9 protein-coding genes and 3 pseudogenes are annotated in these 18,531 nt (G+C 70.6%); 4 read left to right on the top strand and 8 right to left on the bottom strand.

The features are described 5' to 3' along the window. Positions 1 to 35: 35 nt before the first annotated feature. From secA to OG390_RS37115, 3 genes and pseudogenes are all read right to left on the bottom strand, one after another. Positions 36 to 2,330 (bottom strand): annotated as a pseudogene (gene secA, locus OG390_RS37125) (preprotein translocase subunit SecA); the annotation flags it as partial. A 397-nt stretch (positions 2,331 to 2,727) separates the two neighbouring features. Further along, a complete protein-coding gene (locus tag OG390_RS37120) occupies positions 2,728 to 4,665 on the bottom strand; it encodes an acyl-CoA dehydrogenase family protein (protein WP_406174018.1) in 1,938 nt (645 codons plus the stop codon). A gap of 154 nt (positions 4,666 to 4,819) precedes the next feature. Further along, positions 4,820 to 5,638, bottom strand: a complete 819-nt coding sequence (locus OG390_RS37115) for a GH12 family glycosyl hydrolase domain-containing protein (protein ID WP_406174016.1) — start codon at positions 5,636 to 5,638, stop codon at positions 4,820 to 4,822. 220 nt (positions 5,639 to 5,858) lie between these two features. Between OG390_RS37115 and OG390_RS37110 the strand changes: the two genes are divergently transcribed. Beyond that, positions 5,859 to 6,869, top strand: coding sequence for a LacI family DNA-binding transcriptional regulator (locus OG390_RS37110; RefSeq protein ID WP_406174014.1), 1,011 nt, complete (start codon positions 5,859 to 5,861; stop codon positions 6,867 to 6,869). Between the two features lie 214 nt (positions 6,870 to 7,083). Continuing rightward, positions 7,084 to 9,135: a TIM-barrel domain-containing protein gene (locus OG390_RS37105; RefSeq protein ID WP_406174012.1), complete on the top strand. Its 2,052-nt coding sequence runs from the start codon at positions 7,084 to 7,086 to the stop codon at positions 9,133 to 9,135. 50 nt (positions 9,136 to 9,185) lie between these two features. On the opposite strand, the pseudogene OG390_RS37100 reads toward OG390_RS37105, so the two are convergent. The 5 genes and pseudogenes from OG390_RS37100 to OG390_RS37080 form a co-directional block, all read right to left on the bottom strand. Next, positions 9,186 to 9,899 (bottom strand): annotated as a pseudogene (locus tag OG390_RS37100) (glycoside hydrolase family 12 protein). A gap of 35 nt (positions 9,900 to 9,934) precedes the next feature. Continuing rightward, a pseudogene (locus OG390_RS37095) lies at positions 9,935 to 10,257 on the bottom strand (hypothetical protein); the annotation flags it as partial. A gap of 206 nt (positions 10,258 to 10,463) precedes the next feature. After that, positions 10,464 to 11,909 (bottom strand): aldehyde dehydrogenase family protein, encoded by a 1,446-nt coding sequence (locus OG390_RS37090; RefSeq protein ID WP_406174010.1) that lies wholly within the window; start codon positions 11,907 to 11,909, stop codon positions 10,464 to 10,466. Positions 11,910 to 12,189: 280 nt separating this feature from the next. Continuing rightward, complete coding sequence (locus OG390_RS37085; protein ID WP_406174008.1) at positions 12,190 to 13,857, bottom strand: PucR family transcriptional regulator; 1,668 nt, start codon at positions 13,855 to 13,857, stop codon at positions 12,190 to 12,192. Positions 13,858 to 13,999: 142 nt separating this feature from the next. After that, on the bottom strand, positions 14,000 to 16,147 hold the full coding sequence (locus tag OG390_RS37080) for an ATP-binding protein (RefSeq protein ID WP_406174007.1): 2,148 nt from the start codon (positions 16,145 to 16,147) through the stop codon (positions 14,000 to 14,002). A gap of 324 nt (positions 16,148 to 16,471) precedes the next feature. Here OG390_RS37080 and OG390_RS37075 point away from each other — a divergent pair, with 324 nt between their 5' ends. Further along, a complete protein-coding gene (locus tag OG390_RS37075) occupies positions 16,472 to 16,870 on the top strand; it encodes a hypothetical protein (RefSeq protein ID WP_406174005.1) in 399 nt (132 codons plus the stop codon). A 157-nt stretch (positions 16,871 to 17,027) separates the two neighbouring features. Beyond that, positions 17,028 to 18,362, top strand: a complete 1,335-nt coding sequence (gabT, locus tag OG390_RS37070) for a 4-aminobutyrate--2-oxoglutarate transaminase (protein WP_406174003.1) — start codon at positions 17,028 to 17,030, stop codon at positions 18,360 to 18,362. Positions 18,363 to 18,531 lie beyond the last annotated feature (169 nt).

The raw sequence follows: 18,531 nt of genomic DNA, 5'->3' as shown, positions 1-18,531 counted from the left end.
GAAGAACGCCTCGAACCACAGATACGCCTTCCCCGCTAACGCCCGCGCCGACGCTGTTTGCGGGTCCTGGTGCGGGCGCGAGGTGGAACGGGAGCGTCGCGCGGCTCCGGCCCGGGCCGGTCCGGAGGCGACACGGCCGGGGTGGCATCGGTCGGGGCGAACTCGCCCTCGACCACGCCCTCCGCCGTGTCCAGCGTCGGCGCGGTGAAGTGCAGGCCGTCGGTGGGCCCGCGCCCGGTACCGGCGCCCGGAGCCGCGGCGTCGAGGTTGAAGACGTATCCGACGGACTCCTCCTTGATGGCGTCGGTCATCGCGCCGTACATGTCGAAGCCCTCGCGCTCGTACTCGACGATCGGCTCCCGGCCCAGGGTCCAGCGCAGGCCGATGCCATCGCGGAGGTAGTCCATCTCGTAGAGGTGCTCGCGCCATTTGCGGTCGAGGACGGAGAGGACGACGAGGCGTTCCAGGTCGCGCAGCGCCTCGGCGCCGAGCTCGGCCTCGCGCTCCTCGTACCGGGCGTGGATGTCGCCCGTCACCGCGTCGATCAGCTCGCCCGCGGTGAGGTTCGCGCGGTCACCGACCTCCTCCTCCAGCTCCTCGATCGTGATCCCCACGGGGTACAGCTGCTCGAGCGCGCCCCACAGCCGCTCCAGGTCCCACTCCTCGGCGAAACCCTCGCCGGTCTCCTGCTCGATGTACGCGCCGACGGTGTCGTCCATGAAGTGCAGGATCTGTTCGCGCAGGTCCTCGCCCGCGAGGACGCGGCGGCGTTCGGCGTAGATGAGGGTGCGCTGCCGGTTGAGGACCTCGTCGAACTTCAGGACGTCCTTGCGGGACTCGAAGTGCTGTTGCTCCAGCTGAGCCTGGGCGGAGGCGATGGCGCGGGTGACCATCTTGTTCTCTATGGGGACGTGGTCGGGGACGTTCGCCATGGACATCACCCGGTCGACCACGTTGGCGCGAAACAGTCGCATCAGGTCGTCCTGGAGCGAGAGGTAGAAGCGGGAGGCGCCGGGGTCGCCCTGGCGGCCGGAGCGGCCGCGCAGCTGGTTGTCGATGCGGCGTGACTCGTGACGCTCGGTGCCAAGGACGTAGAGGCCGCCGAGCTCCTTGACCGCGTCGTGCTCGGCCGCGACCGCGGAGGTGACGCGGTCGAGCACCTCCTGACGCGCCTCGGGATCAGCGTCCTCTCCGGCCTCGGCGAGTGCCATCGCCTCCGGGTTGCCGCCGAGCATGATGTCGGTGCCGCGGCCCGCCATGTTCGTGGCCACGGTGACCGCGCCCTTGCGCCCTGCCTGGGCGACGATCTGGGCCTCGCGCTGGTGGTTCTTGGCGTTGAGGACCTCGTGCCGGATGCCCCGCTTGCGCAGCCGCGCGGAGAGCACCTCGGACTTCTCGACGGAGGTGGTGCCCACCAGGATCGGCTGGCCCTGCTCGTGCTTCTCGGCGATGTCGGCGAGGATCGCGGCGTACTTCGCCTCCTCGGTGCGGTAGATCTGGTCGGGGTCGTCGCGGCGGACCATCGGCCGGTTGGTGGGGATCGGGACGACGTGCAGCTTGTAGATCTGGTGGAACTCGGCCGCCTCGGTCATGGCGGTGCCGGTCATGCCGGCGAGCTTCTCGTAGAGGCGGAAGAAGTTCTGCAGGGTGATCGTGGCGAGCGTCTGGTTCTCGTCCTTGATCGTCACGCCTTCCTTGGCCTCGATCGCCTGGTGCAGACCCTCGTTGTAGCGGCGGCCCGCGAGGATGCGGCCGGTGTGCTCGTCGACGATGAGCACCTCACCGTCCACGACGACGTAGTCCTTGTCCAGTTTGAAGTGCTCCTTGGCCTTCAGCGCGTTGTTCAGGTGACCGATGAGCGGGGTGTGGTCGGACTCGTAGAGGCTGTCGATGCCGAGCTGGTCCTGGAGGAACTCCACTCCGGAGTCCAGGATCGCCACCGTGCGCTTCTTGGGGTCGTACTCGTAGTCGTACTGGGTCCGCAGCTCGGCGAGGCGGTCCTTGTCCGCCTGCGTGGTGAACTGCTCCTCCTGCACGAGGACACCCTTCATCCGCAGCGCGAACGCGGCGAAGGCCTCGTACCAGTGCGTGGGCTGATCGGCCGGACCGGAGATGATCAGCGGGGTGCGCGCCTCGTCGATGAGGATCGAGTCGGCCTCGTCGACGATCGCGAAGTGGTGGCCGCGCTGCACCAGTTCGCCCTGGGACCACGCCATGTTGTCGCGCAGATAGTCGAAGCCGAACTCGGTGTTGGTGCCGTAGGTGATGTCGCAGGCGTACTGCGCGCGCCGCTCGGCAGGGGTCGACTGCGTCTTGATCACGCCGACGGTGGCGTCGAACGAGGCCACGGGCGGCCGCGGCACCTCGTCGACCAAGGCCAGCGCGCAGTCGTTCAGGAGGACCGCGAGCGCGTCACGGTGCCCGTCGAAGGTCTCCGGCGCGGCTTCGCGCAGCTTCTGCGCCAACGGCTGCACCTCATTGCGCACGGTGCGCAGCGCCCGTACGAGATCCATCTCGTTCAGCCGCCACCATGCCTCCCCGCGGGCATGCGTCAGCTGTACGGAAATGCCGTGACTGTATTCTTCCCCGACTCCTTGGCGCATCTGCCGTCCCCGTTCGCCATTCCTTTCATTGTTGACGCACAACTTCGGTGCGGCAAGCAGCGGAATGGCGAACGGGGCTGGTGTGCATTCCTGTGGAAAAGGTTGCCGAACGGGTGGGTCGAGTTCAGCGAATGGGGCGGTGGACGTTCTCCTTCTTCGACGGCCCCGGTGTCGCGTCCGCGATCCAGGGACCTTCACCGGAGGGGTCGACGATGCCCTGCTCCAGCCACTCGTACGTGCCCGACAGGACGCCCTTGACCACCTTGCGGTCGAGGTCGTCGGTGTTGGTCCACAGGCGGGCGAAGAGTTCCTCGACGCGGATGCGGGACTGGCGGCAGAAGGCGTCCGCGAGTTGGTAGGCCTCGCGGCCGTGCTCCCCGGTGGTGCGCAGGAGTTCGGCGCGCACGCAGGCCGCGCTCATCGCGAAGAGTTCGGCGCCGATGTCGACGATCCGACCCAGGAAGCCCTGCTTGGTCTCCATGCGGCCCTGCCAGCGGGACATGGCGTAGAAGGTGGAGCGGGCGAGCTTGCGCGCGCTGCGTTCCACGTACCGCAGGTGCGGGGACAGATCCACCTGCTGGTTGAACTCGTGGTACGAGCGGGGCAGTTGGCCGGGACCCGCCACCAGCTTCGGCAGCCACTTGGCGTAGAAGACACCGGCGTTCGCGCCCGCCTTCGCCTTGTCCGAGAGGGACTTGTCGGGGTCGATGAGGTCGCCCGCGACGGACAGGTGGGCGTCGACGGCCTCACGGGCGATCAGCAGATGCATGATCTCCGTGGAGCCCTCGAAGATGCGGTTGATGCGCAGGTCGCGCAGGATCTGCTCGGCGGGAACCGCCCGCTCCCCGCGGGCGGCGAGCGACTCGGCGGTCTCGAAGCCGCGGCCGCCGCGGATCTGGACCAGTTCGTCGGCCATCAAGCAGGCCATCTCGGAGCCGTACAGCTTGGCGAGAGCGGCCTCGATGCGGATGTCGTTGCGGTCCTCGTCGGCCATCTGCGAGGACAGGTCGAGGACGGCCTCCAGCGCGAACGTCGTCGCCGCGATGAAGGAGATCTTCGCGCCGACCGCCTCGTGGAAGGCCACCGGCTTGCCCCACTGCTCGCGCGCCGCCGACCACTCGCGGGCGATCTTCAGACACCACTTGCCCGCGCCCACGCACATGGCGGGCAGGGAGAGACGGCCGGTGTTGAGGGTGGTCAGGGCGATCTTGAGGCCCGCACCCTCGGGGCCGATCCGGTTCGCGGCCGGGACGCGGACCTGGTGGAAGCGGGTGACGCCGTTCTCCAGGCCGCGCAGGCCCATGAAGGCGTTGCGGTTCTCGACGGTGACGCCCTCGGAGCCGGCCTCCACCACGAACGCCGTGATGCCGCCCTTGTGGCCCTCGGACTTCGGTACGCGTGCCATGACGACCAGGAGATCCGCGACGACGCCGTTGGTCGTCCAGAGTTTCACTCCGTCGAGGACGTAGTCCGCGCCGTCCGGTACGGCCGACGTCGCGAGGCGCGCCGGGTCGGAGCCGACGTCCGGTTCGGTCAGCAGGAAGGCCGTGATGTCGGTACGGGCGCAGCGCGGCAGGAAGGTGTCCTTCTGCTCCTGGGTGCCGAAAAGTTTCAGCGGCTGCGGTACTCCGATCGACTGATGCGCGGAGAGCAGGGCGCCGATCGCGGGGCTCGCGGAGCCCACCAGGGCGAGCGCCTTGTTGTAGTACACCTGGGTGAGGCCGAGGCCGCCGTACTTGGTGTCGATCTTCATGCCGAGGGCGCCGATCTCCTTGAGGCCGTCGATCACCTCGTCGGGGATCTGCGCCTCGCGCTCGATGCGGGCCGAGTCGATCTTCGTCTCGCAGAAGTCGCGCAGCTTGGCGAGGAACTCCTCGCCGCGCTGCGCCTGCTCGTCGGCGGGCAGGGGGTGCGGGTGGATCAGGTCGAGCCGGAAGCGGCCGAGGAACAGCTCCTTGGCGAAGCTGGGCTTGCGCCAGTCCTGTTCGCGCGCGGCCTCGGCGACCTGTCGGGCCTCACGTTCGGTGACTGTGGGCTGGTGGGGCTGGGGTGTTGCGGACATGAGGCTCACCTCGCCGCGAATAGGGATCTTGGGCTCGTACAGCGTTGTTCGGCACGATCGTTACCGACCGGTGCTATTCGATCGTATGTACCCGATTCGGGGTGTGCCCACCAGTCCTCGCGCAGTGTTCGGTCCAATGCGCGCCCCCCGGGTGTCAGCCGATGTCAACCGAGTACGACTTCGTGTCGAGCCGCCCGGAGCCGCGGAAGACCTCGCTGCCCGACTCGATGCCGGAGAGGTATTTGTTGTTGCTCAACAGTTTGCGACGGACCAGCGCCTGGGTGAAGTCGTCCAGATCGAGGTCGGCCCCGATGATGTTCGTACGGAGGACGAAGGAGTACACCTTCCAGCCGATGTCGCCCTGGTAGATGTCCCACATGGCGCCGCCGAGGCTGACGCTGCCGTACATGGTGCCGAGGGGCCCCGCGCCGCCCTGCCGGTTGAGCCAGACCATGACTTCGTCGGTGGGCCGGTCCTGCCGGTCCGCGTCGTTCTTGGCGTGCAGCCACAGGTCGTACGCGACGTTCATGGTGCCGGGGCTGGAGCTGACCGAGAACTGCCAAGTGGTCCTGATCGGCTTGCGGTCGCCGACCCGGACGGGCAGCTCCGCGGCCGCCCTGTCCACCTTCCAGTCCCAGTGCCAGCCGAGCACGGTGCCGGCGTACGACTTCACGGCGTTTCCCTTGCCCGCCTTGCCGGCCCAGGTGTAGCTCGTGCCCCAGCCGATGGTGTCGCCGCTGCGCGAGGTGTCCCAGACGCACTGGGTACCCGTTCCGTCGTCCTGCCCCCAGAGATTTTTGTTGACGTAGTACTTGCCCATCGTGACGGTGTCGAAGGCGCCGCACTTCTTGCTGTCCTCGCCCGCCTGGGCGACAGTGACGCCGACGGCGGCCGCGCGCGCCACCGAGCTCGCCAGGAGCGTCTTCGCCTTCTTGGGCAGGCGCGGTCGACGGTGTTGCATCGGGGGGGCCATCCGGGGGACGGTCTGTGTACGTCCCTCAGTGGCCGCCGCGTGGTCAAAGGGTTGCCGTGGCGTAGGCGATGGCCATGTCGCACTCAAGAATTTAGTTGTCGAAGCGCTTCGACAACCTATTCGACACGTCTTCTTCACCGAGCTACTGTCGAGCCACCCTCACTCGCCCTATCCGCAATACGCGCACTGTCGAAGCGCTTCACAAAGCTTGGAGAGCTGGATGGTCACCCTCGCCGAGGTCGCCCAGCACGCCGGAGTCTCGGCGAGCACGGTGAGCTATGTCCTCAGCGGCAAGCGGTCCATCTCCGCGAGCACCCGGCAGCGGGTCGAGCGGAGCATCCAGGAGCTCGGCTACCACCCGAACGCGGGCGCCCGGGCCCTGGCGAGCAGCCGGTCCAACATCATCGCGCTGATGATTCCGCTCCGTACCGACATGTACGTACCCGTGATGATGGAGATCGCCATCGCGGTGGCGACCAACGCCCGCACCCATGGGTACGACGTGCTGCTGCTCACCGGCGAGGAGGGTCCCGACGCGGTACGCCGGGTCACCGGCAGCGGGCTCGCCGACGCGATGATCCTGATGGACGTCGAACTCGACGACGAGCGGCTGCCGTTGCTGCGCGAGACGGATCAGCCGTCCGTGCTCATCGGGCTGCCCGCCGACACCTCCGGACTGACCTGCGTGGACCTCGACTTCGGCGCGACGGGGGCACTGTGTGCCGAGCATCTGGCGATCCTCGGCCACCGTGACATCGCTGTCATCGGCGAGGCGCCCGCGGTCTACGAACGGCACACCGGCTTCGCCGAGCGCACCCTCGACGGACTCCGGTCCCGTTCCCGGGAGTTGGGCCTGCGCGTGCTGCACCGCCCCTGCCAGGGCGGGTACGACGCGATGGCCGTGACCCTCGCCCGGATCCTCGACGAGCGCCCGGGGACCACGGGCTTCGTCGTGCAGAACGAGTCCGCGGTCGACCCGCTGCTCGCGCTGCTGCGCCAGCAGGGCCGCGCCGTGCCCGAGGACGTGTCGGTGATCGCGATCTGCCCGGACCAGGTCGCCACGCAGGCCTCGGTGCGGCTGACCTCGGTCGCCATCCCCGCGCAGGAGATGGGCCGGTACGCCGTGGAGCATCTGATCGCCAAGCTCGAAGAGCACGGCAAGGACGAAGTCGTGCTGATCGCGCCCGCGTTGACGGTACGGGCGAGCACGGGCCCGGCGCCGACCGCCTGACACACCGCGCCCTGACCGGGCCCTGCCGCGATGCCTGCCGGGGCATCGCACACCGACCGTACGCCCCGCCGTGAGGCGCCGTACACCGAGCCGTACGCCCTCCCGGGCGCCCGGCGCGGACCAGTCACGCCCTCGTGTGAGGGCACCGCCCCGTCCCGGCCCGCCAGAGCCGCGCCGGGTCACTTCGCCACTCCTTCTCCCAGGAGCACCCCACGTGAATCAGCCTGCCGAAAACCAGCCCCCGCAAGGCACCGTCAGCCTCGCGCAGTCCTCCCCGACCGTCGGCACGTTCCGTGAGCGGGACGGCGCGCTGGAGTGGAGCGGCCGCACGGAGACCGTACGCATCGAACCCTGGGGTCCGGACGCGGTCCGCGTCCGGGCCCGGCTCGGCGGCCCGGTCCTGGAGAACCTCCCGGGCGCGCTGCTCGACGAGCCGCCGGCCACCGAGAGCACCGTCAAGATCGAGGGCGGAGAAGGCCGGCTGACGGTCGGCGCGCTGACCGTTGCGGTGACCGCCGAGGGGCTCGTGCGCTTCGTCCGCACCGCCGACGGCGGCGAACTCCTCGCCGAGGAGCGCGCCCACTTCTGGTGGCCCGGCCCGCGCCTGTACACCCCGACCGGCAACGGGCACCACCGCCTGGAGCAGCGGTTCGCCGCGTACGAGGGCGAGAAGCTGTACGGCCTCGGGCAGCACCAGCACGGGCTGCTCGACCAGAAGGGGGCGGTCCTGGACCTGATCCAGCGCAACGCCGAGGTGACCGTCCCGGTGCTCGTCTCCAGCCGCGGCTACACCCTCCTGTGGAACAACCCGGCCATCGGCCGTGTGGAACTCGCGGGCAACGGCACCCGCTGGGTCGCCGACTCGGCCCGCCAGATCGACTACTGGATCACCGCGGGCGCCCCGGCCGACGCCCAGCGCCGCTACAGCGCCGCCACCGGCCGTACGCCGATGCTGCCCGAGTGGGCGGCCGGCTTCTGGCAGTGCAAGCTGCGCTATCGCACCCAGGACGAACTCCTGGCAGTGGCCCGTGAGTACAAGCGCCGGGGCCTGCCCCTGTCCGTCATCGTCTGCGACTTCTTCCACTGGACCCATCTGGGCGAGTGGAAGTTCGACCCGGCTAAGTGGCCGGACCCGGCGGCGATGCAGCGGGAGCTCAGCGAACTCGGCGTCAAGCTGATCGTGTCCGTCTGGCCGTCGGTCTCGCCGCTCTCCGAGAACCATCAGCTCATGGAGCAGCGCGGCTACTTCATCGGCACCGAGTACGGTCCGACGGCGCACGCCGACTGGCCCGACAAGGAGGTCGCGTCCACGGTCCAGGTGGCTTTCTACGACGCGACGAACCCCGAGGCGCGCGACTTCCTCTGGTCGCGTGTGAAGGACAACTACCTGGATCCGTACGGGATCGACGCCTTCTGGCTGGACGCCTGCGAGCCCGAGCTGAAGCCGGGCTTCTCGGAGAACCTGCGCTATTGCACGGGTCCGGGCCTGGAGGTGGGCAATCTCTACCCCCGCGAGAACGCCCGCACCTTCTACGAGGGCATGCTGGCCGCCGGTGAGACCGAGGTCGTCACCCTCAACCGTTCGGCGTGGGCGGGCAGCCAGCGCTACGGCGCCGCCCTGTGGTCCGGCGACATCGGCACCGACTTCGCGACCCTGCGCCGCCAGATCGCCGCCGGCCTCAACACGGCGCTCTCCGGCATCCCTTGGTGGAACACCGACATCGGCGGCTTCCACGGCGGCGATCCGGACGACCCGGCGTACCGCGAGGTCATGGTCCGCTGGTTCCAGTTCGGAGCGCTGTCCCCGCTGATGCGCCTGCACGGCTTCCGCGACCCGGGCATGCCGCTCGGCCCCGACATGACGGGCGGCCCGAACGAGGTCTGGTCGTACGGCGAGGAGGCCGGCGCCGTCCTGGAGAAGTACCTGCGGCTGCGCGAGCGCCTGAAGCCGTACGTGCTGAAGGTGATGCGGGAGGCCCACGAGGAGGGTCTGCCGGTGATGCGCCCGCTGTTCCTGGAGTTCCCGGACGACCTGGCGACCTGGTCCGTGGACGACTCGTATCTCTTCGGCCCCGACCTGCTGGTCGCACCGGTGCTCACGGCGGGCGCGACGGCCCGTACGGCGTACCTCCCGGCGGGCGCGTACTGGACGGACGCGTGGACCGGTGAGAGGTACGAAGGGGGCGCGGCCGTGACCGTCGACGCCCCGCTGGACCGCATCCCGCTGTTCCTGCGGGACGGGGCACGGCTGCCCGTGACCGAATAGCGCAGTGCGGCCGGTCCCCGCGGGGGACCGGCCGCACGCTCATCCGGGGATCAACTGCTGCTGACCGTCGGGTTGTTGGTGGTGAAGTCGAGGCCGCCCGAGGACGAGGTGATCTCGAAGCCGAACTGCGCGTCGCCGATGGTCTCGTTGCCGAACCAGCCCTTGGTGTCCTTGATCCACTTCAGGATCGGCAGCACGTTCACCGTGCCGGAGCTGGAGTTCGAGGTGCGCACGAACGAGAAGACGTCGTTCGCTCCGTTGTTGCCCTTGTAGACGGTCCAGGTGTGACCGCCCAGCGTCACGTTGCCCTGCGAGGTGCCGAGGGGTCCGACGGCTCCGGTCTTGTTGACCCAGAGCATGATCTCGTAGTCGTAGTCGGTGTCCCAGATGTCCTACGACGTGTTGTACGCGCCGGACGACGGGACCGTGACGTTGTAGCTGCTGGAGAGCGAGCCGAGCGAGGTGATCGACCTGTTGATCTCCTTCTTGGAGTTGGGGTAGGACTTGATGCCCCCGGTGTTCGGGTGGTTCGCCCACACACCCCAGCTGGTACCGGAGTTGGCCCAGACGCACTGGCTGCCGGCGCCCGAGCCCCAGATGTTGTTGTGGAGCGTGTAGCCGTTCAGGGTGGTGTTGCCCCATTGGTCGCAGGAGTTCCAGACGGCGGCCCGGGCGGGGGCGGAGGCGAGACCGACGGTGGCGCCCAGCGCGAGGGCGGGGGCCAGCATCGTCTCGGCGATCCTGCTCAGCGCGCGTGTTGCCATGGTGTCCCTTCCATGGGTGGGGGGAGTTGCGGGGGTTACCACGCCCGCAGGGTGAGGACGTGGTCTTCTCCGACGACGAGGTCGAGCGGTTCGGCGCCGAGGGAAGTCCGGGCTTCGGTGCGGCGGGTACGGGTGGGGCGGATGACCGCGATGGCTTCTTCCGGCTCCAGGTGAGGTCGAGCTCCGCCCCGAACCGCGTGCGGATGCCGCGTAGTCGACCCGTCGGGTACGCCGCCGCGGGCGCGGGCAGCAGGACCAGCCGGTCGGGCGTCGACTGGACGAGCGTCTCGATCAGCACGGCGGGCAGCGTGTGGGCGCCGTCCGCGTTGTAGACGTGCCGGTGCGGGTAGTGCCCGCTCGGCGAGAGCGGGCGGACGCGCGCGCTCGCTGCCGTTCGGCCGGACCAGGCTGTGATGGTTGACGATGACCCGGCCGCTGTTCGGATCACCGAACACCATGACGCCGTGCGTGCCGTTCCCGCTTCCGTGTCGCCGATTCCTCACAAGCCGACGGCCGGAGCCCCCGCACAGCGGGCTCCGGCCGTCGGCTTGTTGCGGGGTCCGGTCAGAGGGCGAGGCCCGTCAGCACCAGCACCCGCTCGTAGGTGTAGTCGTCCATCGCGAACTTCACGCCCTCGCGGCCGGCACCGGACTGCTTCACACCGCCGTACGGCATCTGGTCGGCGCGGTAGGACGGCACGTCGCCGACCACGACACCGCCGACCTCCAGCGCACGGTGGGCGCGGAAGGCGGTCTGCAGGTCGTGCGTGAACACGCCGGCCTGGAGCCCGTACTTGGAGTCGTTGGCGGCGGCGAAGGCCGCGGCCTCCCCCTCCACCTTCTGCACGGTGAGGACGGGTCCGAAGACCTCCTCGCAGGAGATGGTCACGTCGGCCGGTACGTCGGCGAGGACGGTCGGCGCATAGGAGGCGCCGTCGCGCTTGCCACCGGCAAGGAGCGTGGCACCGGCCTGCACGGCCTCGTCGACCCAGGACTCCACGCGCTTGGCGGCGTCCTCGCTGACCAGCGGGCCGACGTCCGTCTTGTCGTCGGACGGGTCACCGGTGACCTGGGCCTCGACGGCGGCGACGACACGGGGCAGCAGTCGCTCGTACACGGACGCGTCGGCGATCACGCGCTGCACGGAGATGCAGGACTGACCACCCTGGTAGTTGGAGAAGGTCGCGATGCGGGTGGCGGCCCAGTCCAGGTCCTCGTCACTCGCCCAGTCGGCGAGCACGACGGCCGCGCCGTTGCCGCCCAGCTCCAGGGTGCAGTGCTTGCGCGGCACCGAGTCCATGATCGCGTAACCGACCTTCTCGGACCCCGTGAAGGAGATGACGGGCAGGCGCTCGTCCTGCACCAGGGCGGGCATCCGCTCGTTGGAGACGGGCAGGATGCTCCACGAACCGGCGGGCAGCACGGTCTCGGCGAGCAGGTCGCCGATGATGAGGCCGGACAGCGGGGTCGCCGGCGCGGGCTTCAGGATGATCGGCGCGCCGGCGGCGATGGCCGGGGCGATCTTGTGGGCGCACAGGTTCAGCGGGAAGTTGAACGGCGCGATGCCCAGGACGACACCCTTGGGGAACCGACGGGTGACGGCGAGCCGCCCCTGACCACCCAGGTCGGTGTCCAGGCGCTGCGCCTCGCCCCCGTTGAAGCGGCGGGCTTCCTCGGCGGCGAACCGGAACACGGACACCGCACGGCCGACCTCGCCGCGGGCCCACTTGATCGGCTTGCCGTTCTCGGCGGAGATGAGCTGCGCGATCTCCTCGGTGCGCTCGACGAGGCGGCGCGACACGTGGTCGAGGGCGGCGGCACGTACGTGGGCCGGGGTGGCGGCGAACTCGTCCCGCACGGCGTACGCGGCGGCCACGGCCTCCTCGACCTGCGCCTCGGTCGGGACACTGACCTTGCCGACGACCCGACCGTCCCACGGGGAGGTGACGTCGAAGGTGGTCTCACCGGTGGCCTGGCGGCCGGCGAGCCAGAAAGCGTGGGTGGAAGTCATGTGCGAGTCCCGGCCCTTCCGCGTTGGGGGTGTTGTTCTGGGATTTCCTGTTCCACGGTAGGGCCGGGACGGCGAAGGGTCGTTTGTCCGAGTCGTAGCAGTCGGGGTGCAGGGTGCGCCGCTTTGGCAGGGACGCCGGAGGCGAGGAGCCGCAGCCCCGCAAGGGGCGCGGGGAACGGCGCGACCAGCCCCCACCCACCAGCAGCCAAAGAGCGACCCGGGGGTCTGGGGGCGCAGCCCCCAGGTACGGGACGGGTAGGGGCGGAGGGGGCGAAACCCCCTACTCCCCCGTCCCCGCCGTCGCCTTCAACGCCAGCCAGAGCTCCATCCGCACATCCGGATCGTCCAGCGATCGCCCGAGGATCTCCTCGACCCGCCGCATGCGGTACCGCAACGTGTGCCGGTGCACACCCAAATCCGCAGCTGCCGCGTCCCACTGCCCATGCCGCGACAACCACGCCCGCAGCGAGGCCACCAGATCACCCCGTCCGGTCGCGTCGTGCTCGCGCAACGCCCGCAGCAACCCGTCCGCGAACGCCCGCACCGCGTCATCGGCCAGCAGCGGCAGTACCGAGCCGGCCGCAAGCTCCTCGTGCTCCACGAGGAAACGCCCGCGCCGCCGCGCGACGGACAACGCCTGCTCGGCCTGCTTGTAGGCGGCGCCCGCGGCGATCGGCCCCGCGGGCGCCGACAGACCGACCACCAGTTCGTCCTCTTCACCGACGGGCTGCTCCCGTACGGCAGCCCGCGCGGCCTCCAGGGCCACCGCGTACTCCCCGCACGCGGCGACCGCCGCGCCGCCGTCCACCGCGAGCACGACCAGCCGCTCCCCGTCGGGCACGACCAGCACGGACTCACCGGAGCGGGCGGCCGCGGACTCCACGACCTCGGCCAGCCCGCCGAGCGGGTCGCCGTTGGTGTCGGGCACGGCTGCAGCGGCGGCCGAGGGCGCCGCCGCGGCCACGCGCGCGTGGCCGTCCGCATGTGCCCGCGCGGCCGACGCGGACGCCGACTCGGCGAGGATCAGCCGGAAGGGCGCGTCGAGCAGCGCGCCGTACAGGTCCCCGGCGACGGCCCGGGCATGGTCGGGCTCGCCCGCGAGCAGCATGCGCAGCACGGCCGCGCCGATCCGCTGCTCGGCCGCGTGCAGCGACCGCGACCGTTCGGTGGTGAGCGTCAGCAGGGCGATCGCCGAGTGCACGGCGTACCGCTCGGCGGTCCCGAGCGCGGCCGCCGTCCCCACGGCGAGCGCGGCACGCGGCCGCCGCCCGGTGCCGAGGGAGTGCAGTTCCACGCGGTCTTCCCGGTCCTCGCCACCGACGACGGAGCTGGCCGGCGCGGGCCGCTCCCGCAGCCGCTCCACGTCCGGCGTGAGCCGCGCGGCCCGGCGCCCCGCCCACTCGGGCGCGGAGGCGACAACGTCGCCGGACGCGTCGTACAGCGCCGCCCATCCGTCGACCTGCCCGGCGAGCGCGGCGAGCAGCCCCTCGGGCCCGTCGTTCAGCGCCCGCTTGGTCAGCTCGCGCTGCGCGGCGAAGCCGGCCGTGACCGCCCGGTACTGATCCGCCGCGATGGCGGCGGACACCGCCTTGCTGATGGCGAGGAAGGGCGTACGCCGGGGCACTTCGAGGAGCGGCAGCCCCTCCTCCGCCGCCGCGTCGACGAGCGCCTCGGGGATCTCCTCGTAGTTGACCCCGACCGCGAAACCGAGCCCGACCACCCCGGCTCCCACCAGGCGGTTCACATAGCGCCGCATGACCTCGGGGTCCTCCGCGTCCAGCTGGAGCGCGGTGATCAGCAGCAGCTCCCCACCCTCCATGTACGGCACGGGGTCGGCGAGCTCGCTGGCATGCGCCCAGCGGACGGGCACGTCCAGGCGGTCCTCGCCCGCGCGCACCGTGAGCTTGAGCGCGGAGTGGTGGACGAGCGAGGCGAGCGTGGGGGGCATGAGGCCTTCAGGTCTGTGTGATCTTTGTGATCTTTTGGCCGCCACGTATGAACGGCCTGTGTCGATTCTGCCTCACCGTACGGTCACCATGTGCCCTGATGTCCATACGTCCTGCTCAGCCGCACAGATCCACACATCACCCTCAGCTCCGCAGATCCACCAGCAACGGCGGCGCGTGCTCTCCCTTCACATTGGTCAGCGACAGCACCGCGTGCCCCGGCGGTACCCCGTGTGCCAGTTCGGACGCGGACCAGCGTTCCCGCTCGACCTGCCGCACGGTGACGGCCCGGGCGGTCGGCGCGTGGCCGGTGATCACCCGCCGCAGCATGTGCACCGCCTTGCCCGCCGGAGTCTCGGCGATGATCTGCCGGTCGGTGACGTCCCGCGCCTCGGTCCACTCCTTGCCCCAGACCTCGGCGAAGTCCTGCCCGTCCCAGGGGGTGAGCCCGGACAACGCCATCCGGCAGCCGATCGCGCCCAGCAGCGGGCTGCGCAGCGGTCGCGGCACGTCGTCGAGCGTGCGCAGCGTCAGCACGGCCCCCGCGTTGCCGGACCGCAGCCGCTGAATCCCGCGTACTGCCTCGGGTGTGACCACCCCCGTCGCGTCATCGAGCACCAGACAGGCGAACAGCGACCGGTCCTCGCGCACCGCGACACTCGCCGTGAACTGCGCGAGCACCAGCCGCGCCAGAATCCGCGAGGCGTCGGCATGCCCACGCGCGGGCAGATCGATCCGTACGCGCACGGGGTGGTCGAGCGCGCGCAGCGAGAAGGGCCGCGACTGCCCGGACGTGTCGAAGAACCCCGCGAACGCGGGCCGGTCGAGCAGGGCGACCCGATCCGCGAGCGCTCCCCCGACATCGCCCGGGTGCCCCGACTGCCGCTCGCGCGCGTCCAGTTCCCGCAGCAGCGACTCCTGCCCGGTGTCCTCCAGGGCCTTGCGCAGCGCGCCGAGCGGTCCGGGAGTGCCGTCGAGGAGCCGGCGCAGCTCCGGCACCGACGGGAACCGGCCGTGGACGGCCTGGAAGGGCCCCAGTAGCTGGGCGAGCACGGTGGTCGACCGGCGACTGTCGCCTCCGGGATGCGGGTCGGCGAGATCCCCGACGAGCGCCTCGGCGAGCACGGCCGCGGCCTCGTCGGGGTCGGCCGTCCCGCCGTACAGGTCGAGGTCGTACACGGACTCGGGATTCCCGATGCGTACGACGACGTCATACGCGTCGGCGGGCCCGAGCCCGGCGCCCGCGGCACCCACCACGACGACCGCGGCCCGCCCGGCGAGCGCGTGCAGGCAGAGCGATTCGGCGAGCGGCCAGACGACACCTCCGGTCTTGCCGGTCCCGGCGGGGCCGACGGCGAGCAACGACGTGCCCAGCAGATCGGGACCGAGGGCGAGTCCGGTGCCGCGGTAGGCGTACGGATTGCGTGGGTCATCGGCGGTCGTCCCGAGCCGTACCTGCCCGGTCACGAGGTCGTGCCGCGCGAGCCGACCCGGCAGATCGCGGTCGCCGGAGGGATGCAGACAGGCGGCGGCCCCGTCCTTGAGCACCGCGCCCGTGAACGTGGCGAGACTGTGCCGCCCGCTGCGTACGCCCTGCCAGGCGCGGGCGATCCGGGCGTGGTCGACGTCCCGCATCAGCCCGGCGCGGGCCTCGGCGGCGAGCCGTTCGGCGGCGTCACCGGCTCCGGCGGCGCGAAGCTGGTTCCACTGGGCGGGGTCCTCCTCGGGCGCGGGCGGCCGCTCGCTCGCGGGGGCGGCACGCTGCCAGGCGGGCATCCCGTAGCGCCGCCACACCTCACCCCATCGGCCGAGCCGGCCGACGCCGATCATGATGACGAAGGCGATGAGCGTGTAGTAGCCGTACCAGAGGAACGCGTTCCCGACGCGATCGCCGCTGTGCCGCCAGGAGTCGGGGGTGAACAACTCCAGCGGCAGGACCCACCAGCCGCCCAGATATCCGTTCCAGAGCAGCGACCAGATCAGCCACCCCACCAAGAAGGCGATCACGGCCCCGCTCAGCAGCTGCCGCGCCGGAATCTGCGCCGGCTCCTCCTCCGGTCGCGGCCGGTGCCCGAACCGCCACACCCCGGGTGCCGCCTCGGGCCGGGGTGCCCGCACCCACGCGAGGAAGGCGGAGCCGTCCGGCAACGGCGGCATCCCGGGGGCCCGCGCGGGCCGTGGCGGCGGAGCAGGCACCCCCGGCGGTGTCACCGGCGCGTCCGGCGGCCCCGCCGGACGCGGCACAGAATCGGCATGCGTGCCCCGCGCGTCCTGCGTCCCGTCGCTGTCCATCGCCCTTGCCCCCTGACCAGCCGCTCCGTGCGTCGTCCGCAAGTCAATCTAGTGCCCCGGCGGGGCGAGTTCACCGTTTACCCGGCCGGGCCTGTGCCGATGCGCCGGCGCTTGATCTCCCCAAAGCGAACGGACCGGCGCACTCCGGATACTGCCTTCCGGTCCTACGTCATGGTGATCTGACGCACCGTAGGGAGCAGGAGACTCCGGTGACCGGCCAACGGGCCTTCGACCACGGGGATTCGGCGAACCCGACGCGCCGCGAGACCGCGTGGCGTGGGACGACCCGGCGACACGCCGGGCCTGGCGGCGGGAGCCTGCCGGATGCGCGCTCACACCGATCGGCCGGGTCGGGGCCTGGTTCCCGCTGTCGTCACCGACCACCGCGACAGGGTCGGACTGATCGTCACGGGCGTGATCCTCGAAGTGATCCTCCTGCCCGCCCACCTCTACGTGGTCATCGCCACCCGCCGGACGACCCGCACGCTCTCCGTGAACCGGTGGCGGCTCGTCGACTGCGAGATCCGCAACCGCGGCAGGACACCGCTGCTGACCGTCGAGGGCCGGGTCCTCACGCCGAGCCCGTTCCGGTCGTACGTCAAGGGGAGCAACACCTGGCTGTGGATGGCCGGGCACCAGCACCAGCGCTGCGTCGTCTCCGACCCCGGCGGCGCCCGGCCCGTGGCCGTCGCTATGTCCACCACGGACAACCGAAGTGCCTGACAACGCCCACATGGAGCATGCCCACCCCCCATCCCCGGCCCTAGCCTGCGAAGAAAGAAGAAAGCGTCCGAAAAACACCCGCCCGGAACACCCCGGTCGGCCGGAACAACCGGCTCGCCGGAACCCTCCGGTTCGCAAGATCATCAGGGAGCCCCTCATGACCGCACTTCCGCAGGAGCGCCGCGTCGTCACCGCCATCCCCGGCCCGAAGTCGCAGGAGCTGCAGGCCCGCCGTACCGCCGCGGTCGCGGCCGGTGTGGGCTCGGTGCTCCCTGTCTTCACCACGCGCGCCGGCGGCGGCATCATCGAGGACGTCGACGGGAACCGCCTGATCGACTTCGGCTCCGGCATCGCCGTGACCAGCGTCGGCGCGAGCGCCGAGGCCGTCGTGCGCCGGGCCTCCGCCCAGCTGCAGGACTTCACCCACACCTGTTTCATGGTCACGCCGTACGAGGGCTACGTGGCCGTCGCCGAGGCGCTGGCCGAGCTCACGCCGGGTGACCACGCCAAGAAGTCCGCGCTCTTCAACTCCGGCGCCGAGGCCGTCGAGAACGCCGTCAAGATCGCGCGTGCGTACACCAAGCGCCAGGCCGTCGTCGTCTTCGACCACGGCTACCACGGCCGTACGAACCTGACGATGGCGCTGACCTCCAAGAACATGCCGTACAAGAACGGCTTCGGTCCGTTCGCGCCCGAGGTCTACCGCGTACCGGTGGCGTACGGCTACCGCTGGCTGACCGGCCCGGAGAACGCCGGTGCCGAGGCGTCCGCCCAGGCCATCGACATGATCAACAAGCAGATCGGCGCCGACAACGTCGCCGCGATCATCATCGAGCCGGTGCTCGGCGAGGGCGGCTTCATCGAGCCCGCGAAGGGCTTCCTTCCGGCCATCAGCAAGTTCGCCAAGGACAACGGCATCGTCTTCGTCGCGGACGAGATCCAGTCCGGCTTCTGCCGCACCGGCCAGTGGTTCGCCTGCGAGGACGAGGGCATCGTCCCGGACCTGATCACCACCGCCAAGGGCATCGCGGGCGGTCTGCCGCTCGCCGCCGTCACCGGCCGCGCCGAGATCATGGACGCCGCGCACGCGGGCGGCCTGGGCGGCACCTACGGCGGCAACCCGGTGGCCTGCGCCGGTGCGCTCGGTGCGATCGAGACCATGAAGGAGCTCGACCTCAACGCCAAGGCGAAGAACATCGAGGCGACCATGAAGGCCCGACTGGGCGCGATGGCCGAGAAGTTCGACATCGTCGGTGACGTCCGCGGCCGTGGTGCCATGATCGCCATCGAGCTGGTCAAGGACCGCGCATCCAAGGAGCCGAACCCCGAGGCGACCGCCGCGCTGGCCAAGGCCTGCCACCAGGAGGGCCTGCTGGTCCTGACCTGTGGCACCTACGGCAACGTCCTCCGTTTCCTGCCCCCGCTGGTCATCGGCGAGGACCTCCTGAACGAGGGTCTCGACATCATCGAGCAGGCCTTCGCTCGCATCTGACGCCCCACCCGCCCCAGCACAGCGAACCGGCCGACGCCCACGGCGATTCCGCTTGATTCCGGTGCTGGGGCGGGCGACGTCAGAGCGTGTGAAGAACGTGTGCGAGGTGCATGACGGGACGCGATTCCGTCTGTCGGAGCCGCACCCCCTGCCGTAGGTTCTACCCAGA

The organism is Streptomyces sp. NBC_00996, assembly GCF_045162675.1.
In the GTDB taxonomy this organism is placed as follows: domain Bacteria; phylum Actinomycetota; class Actinomycetes; order Streptomycetales; family Streptomycetaceae; genus Streptomyces.
The sequence above is the reverse complement of the archived record's forward strand: the minus strand, read 5'-3'. Positions and strand labels throughout refer to the sequence as shown.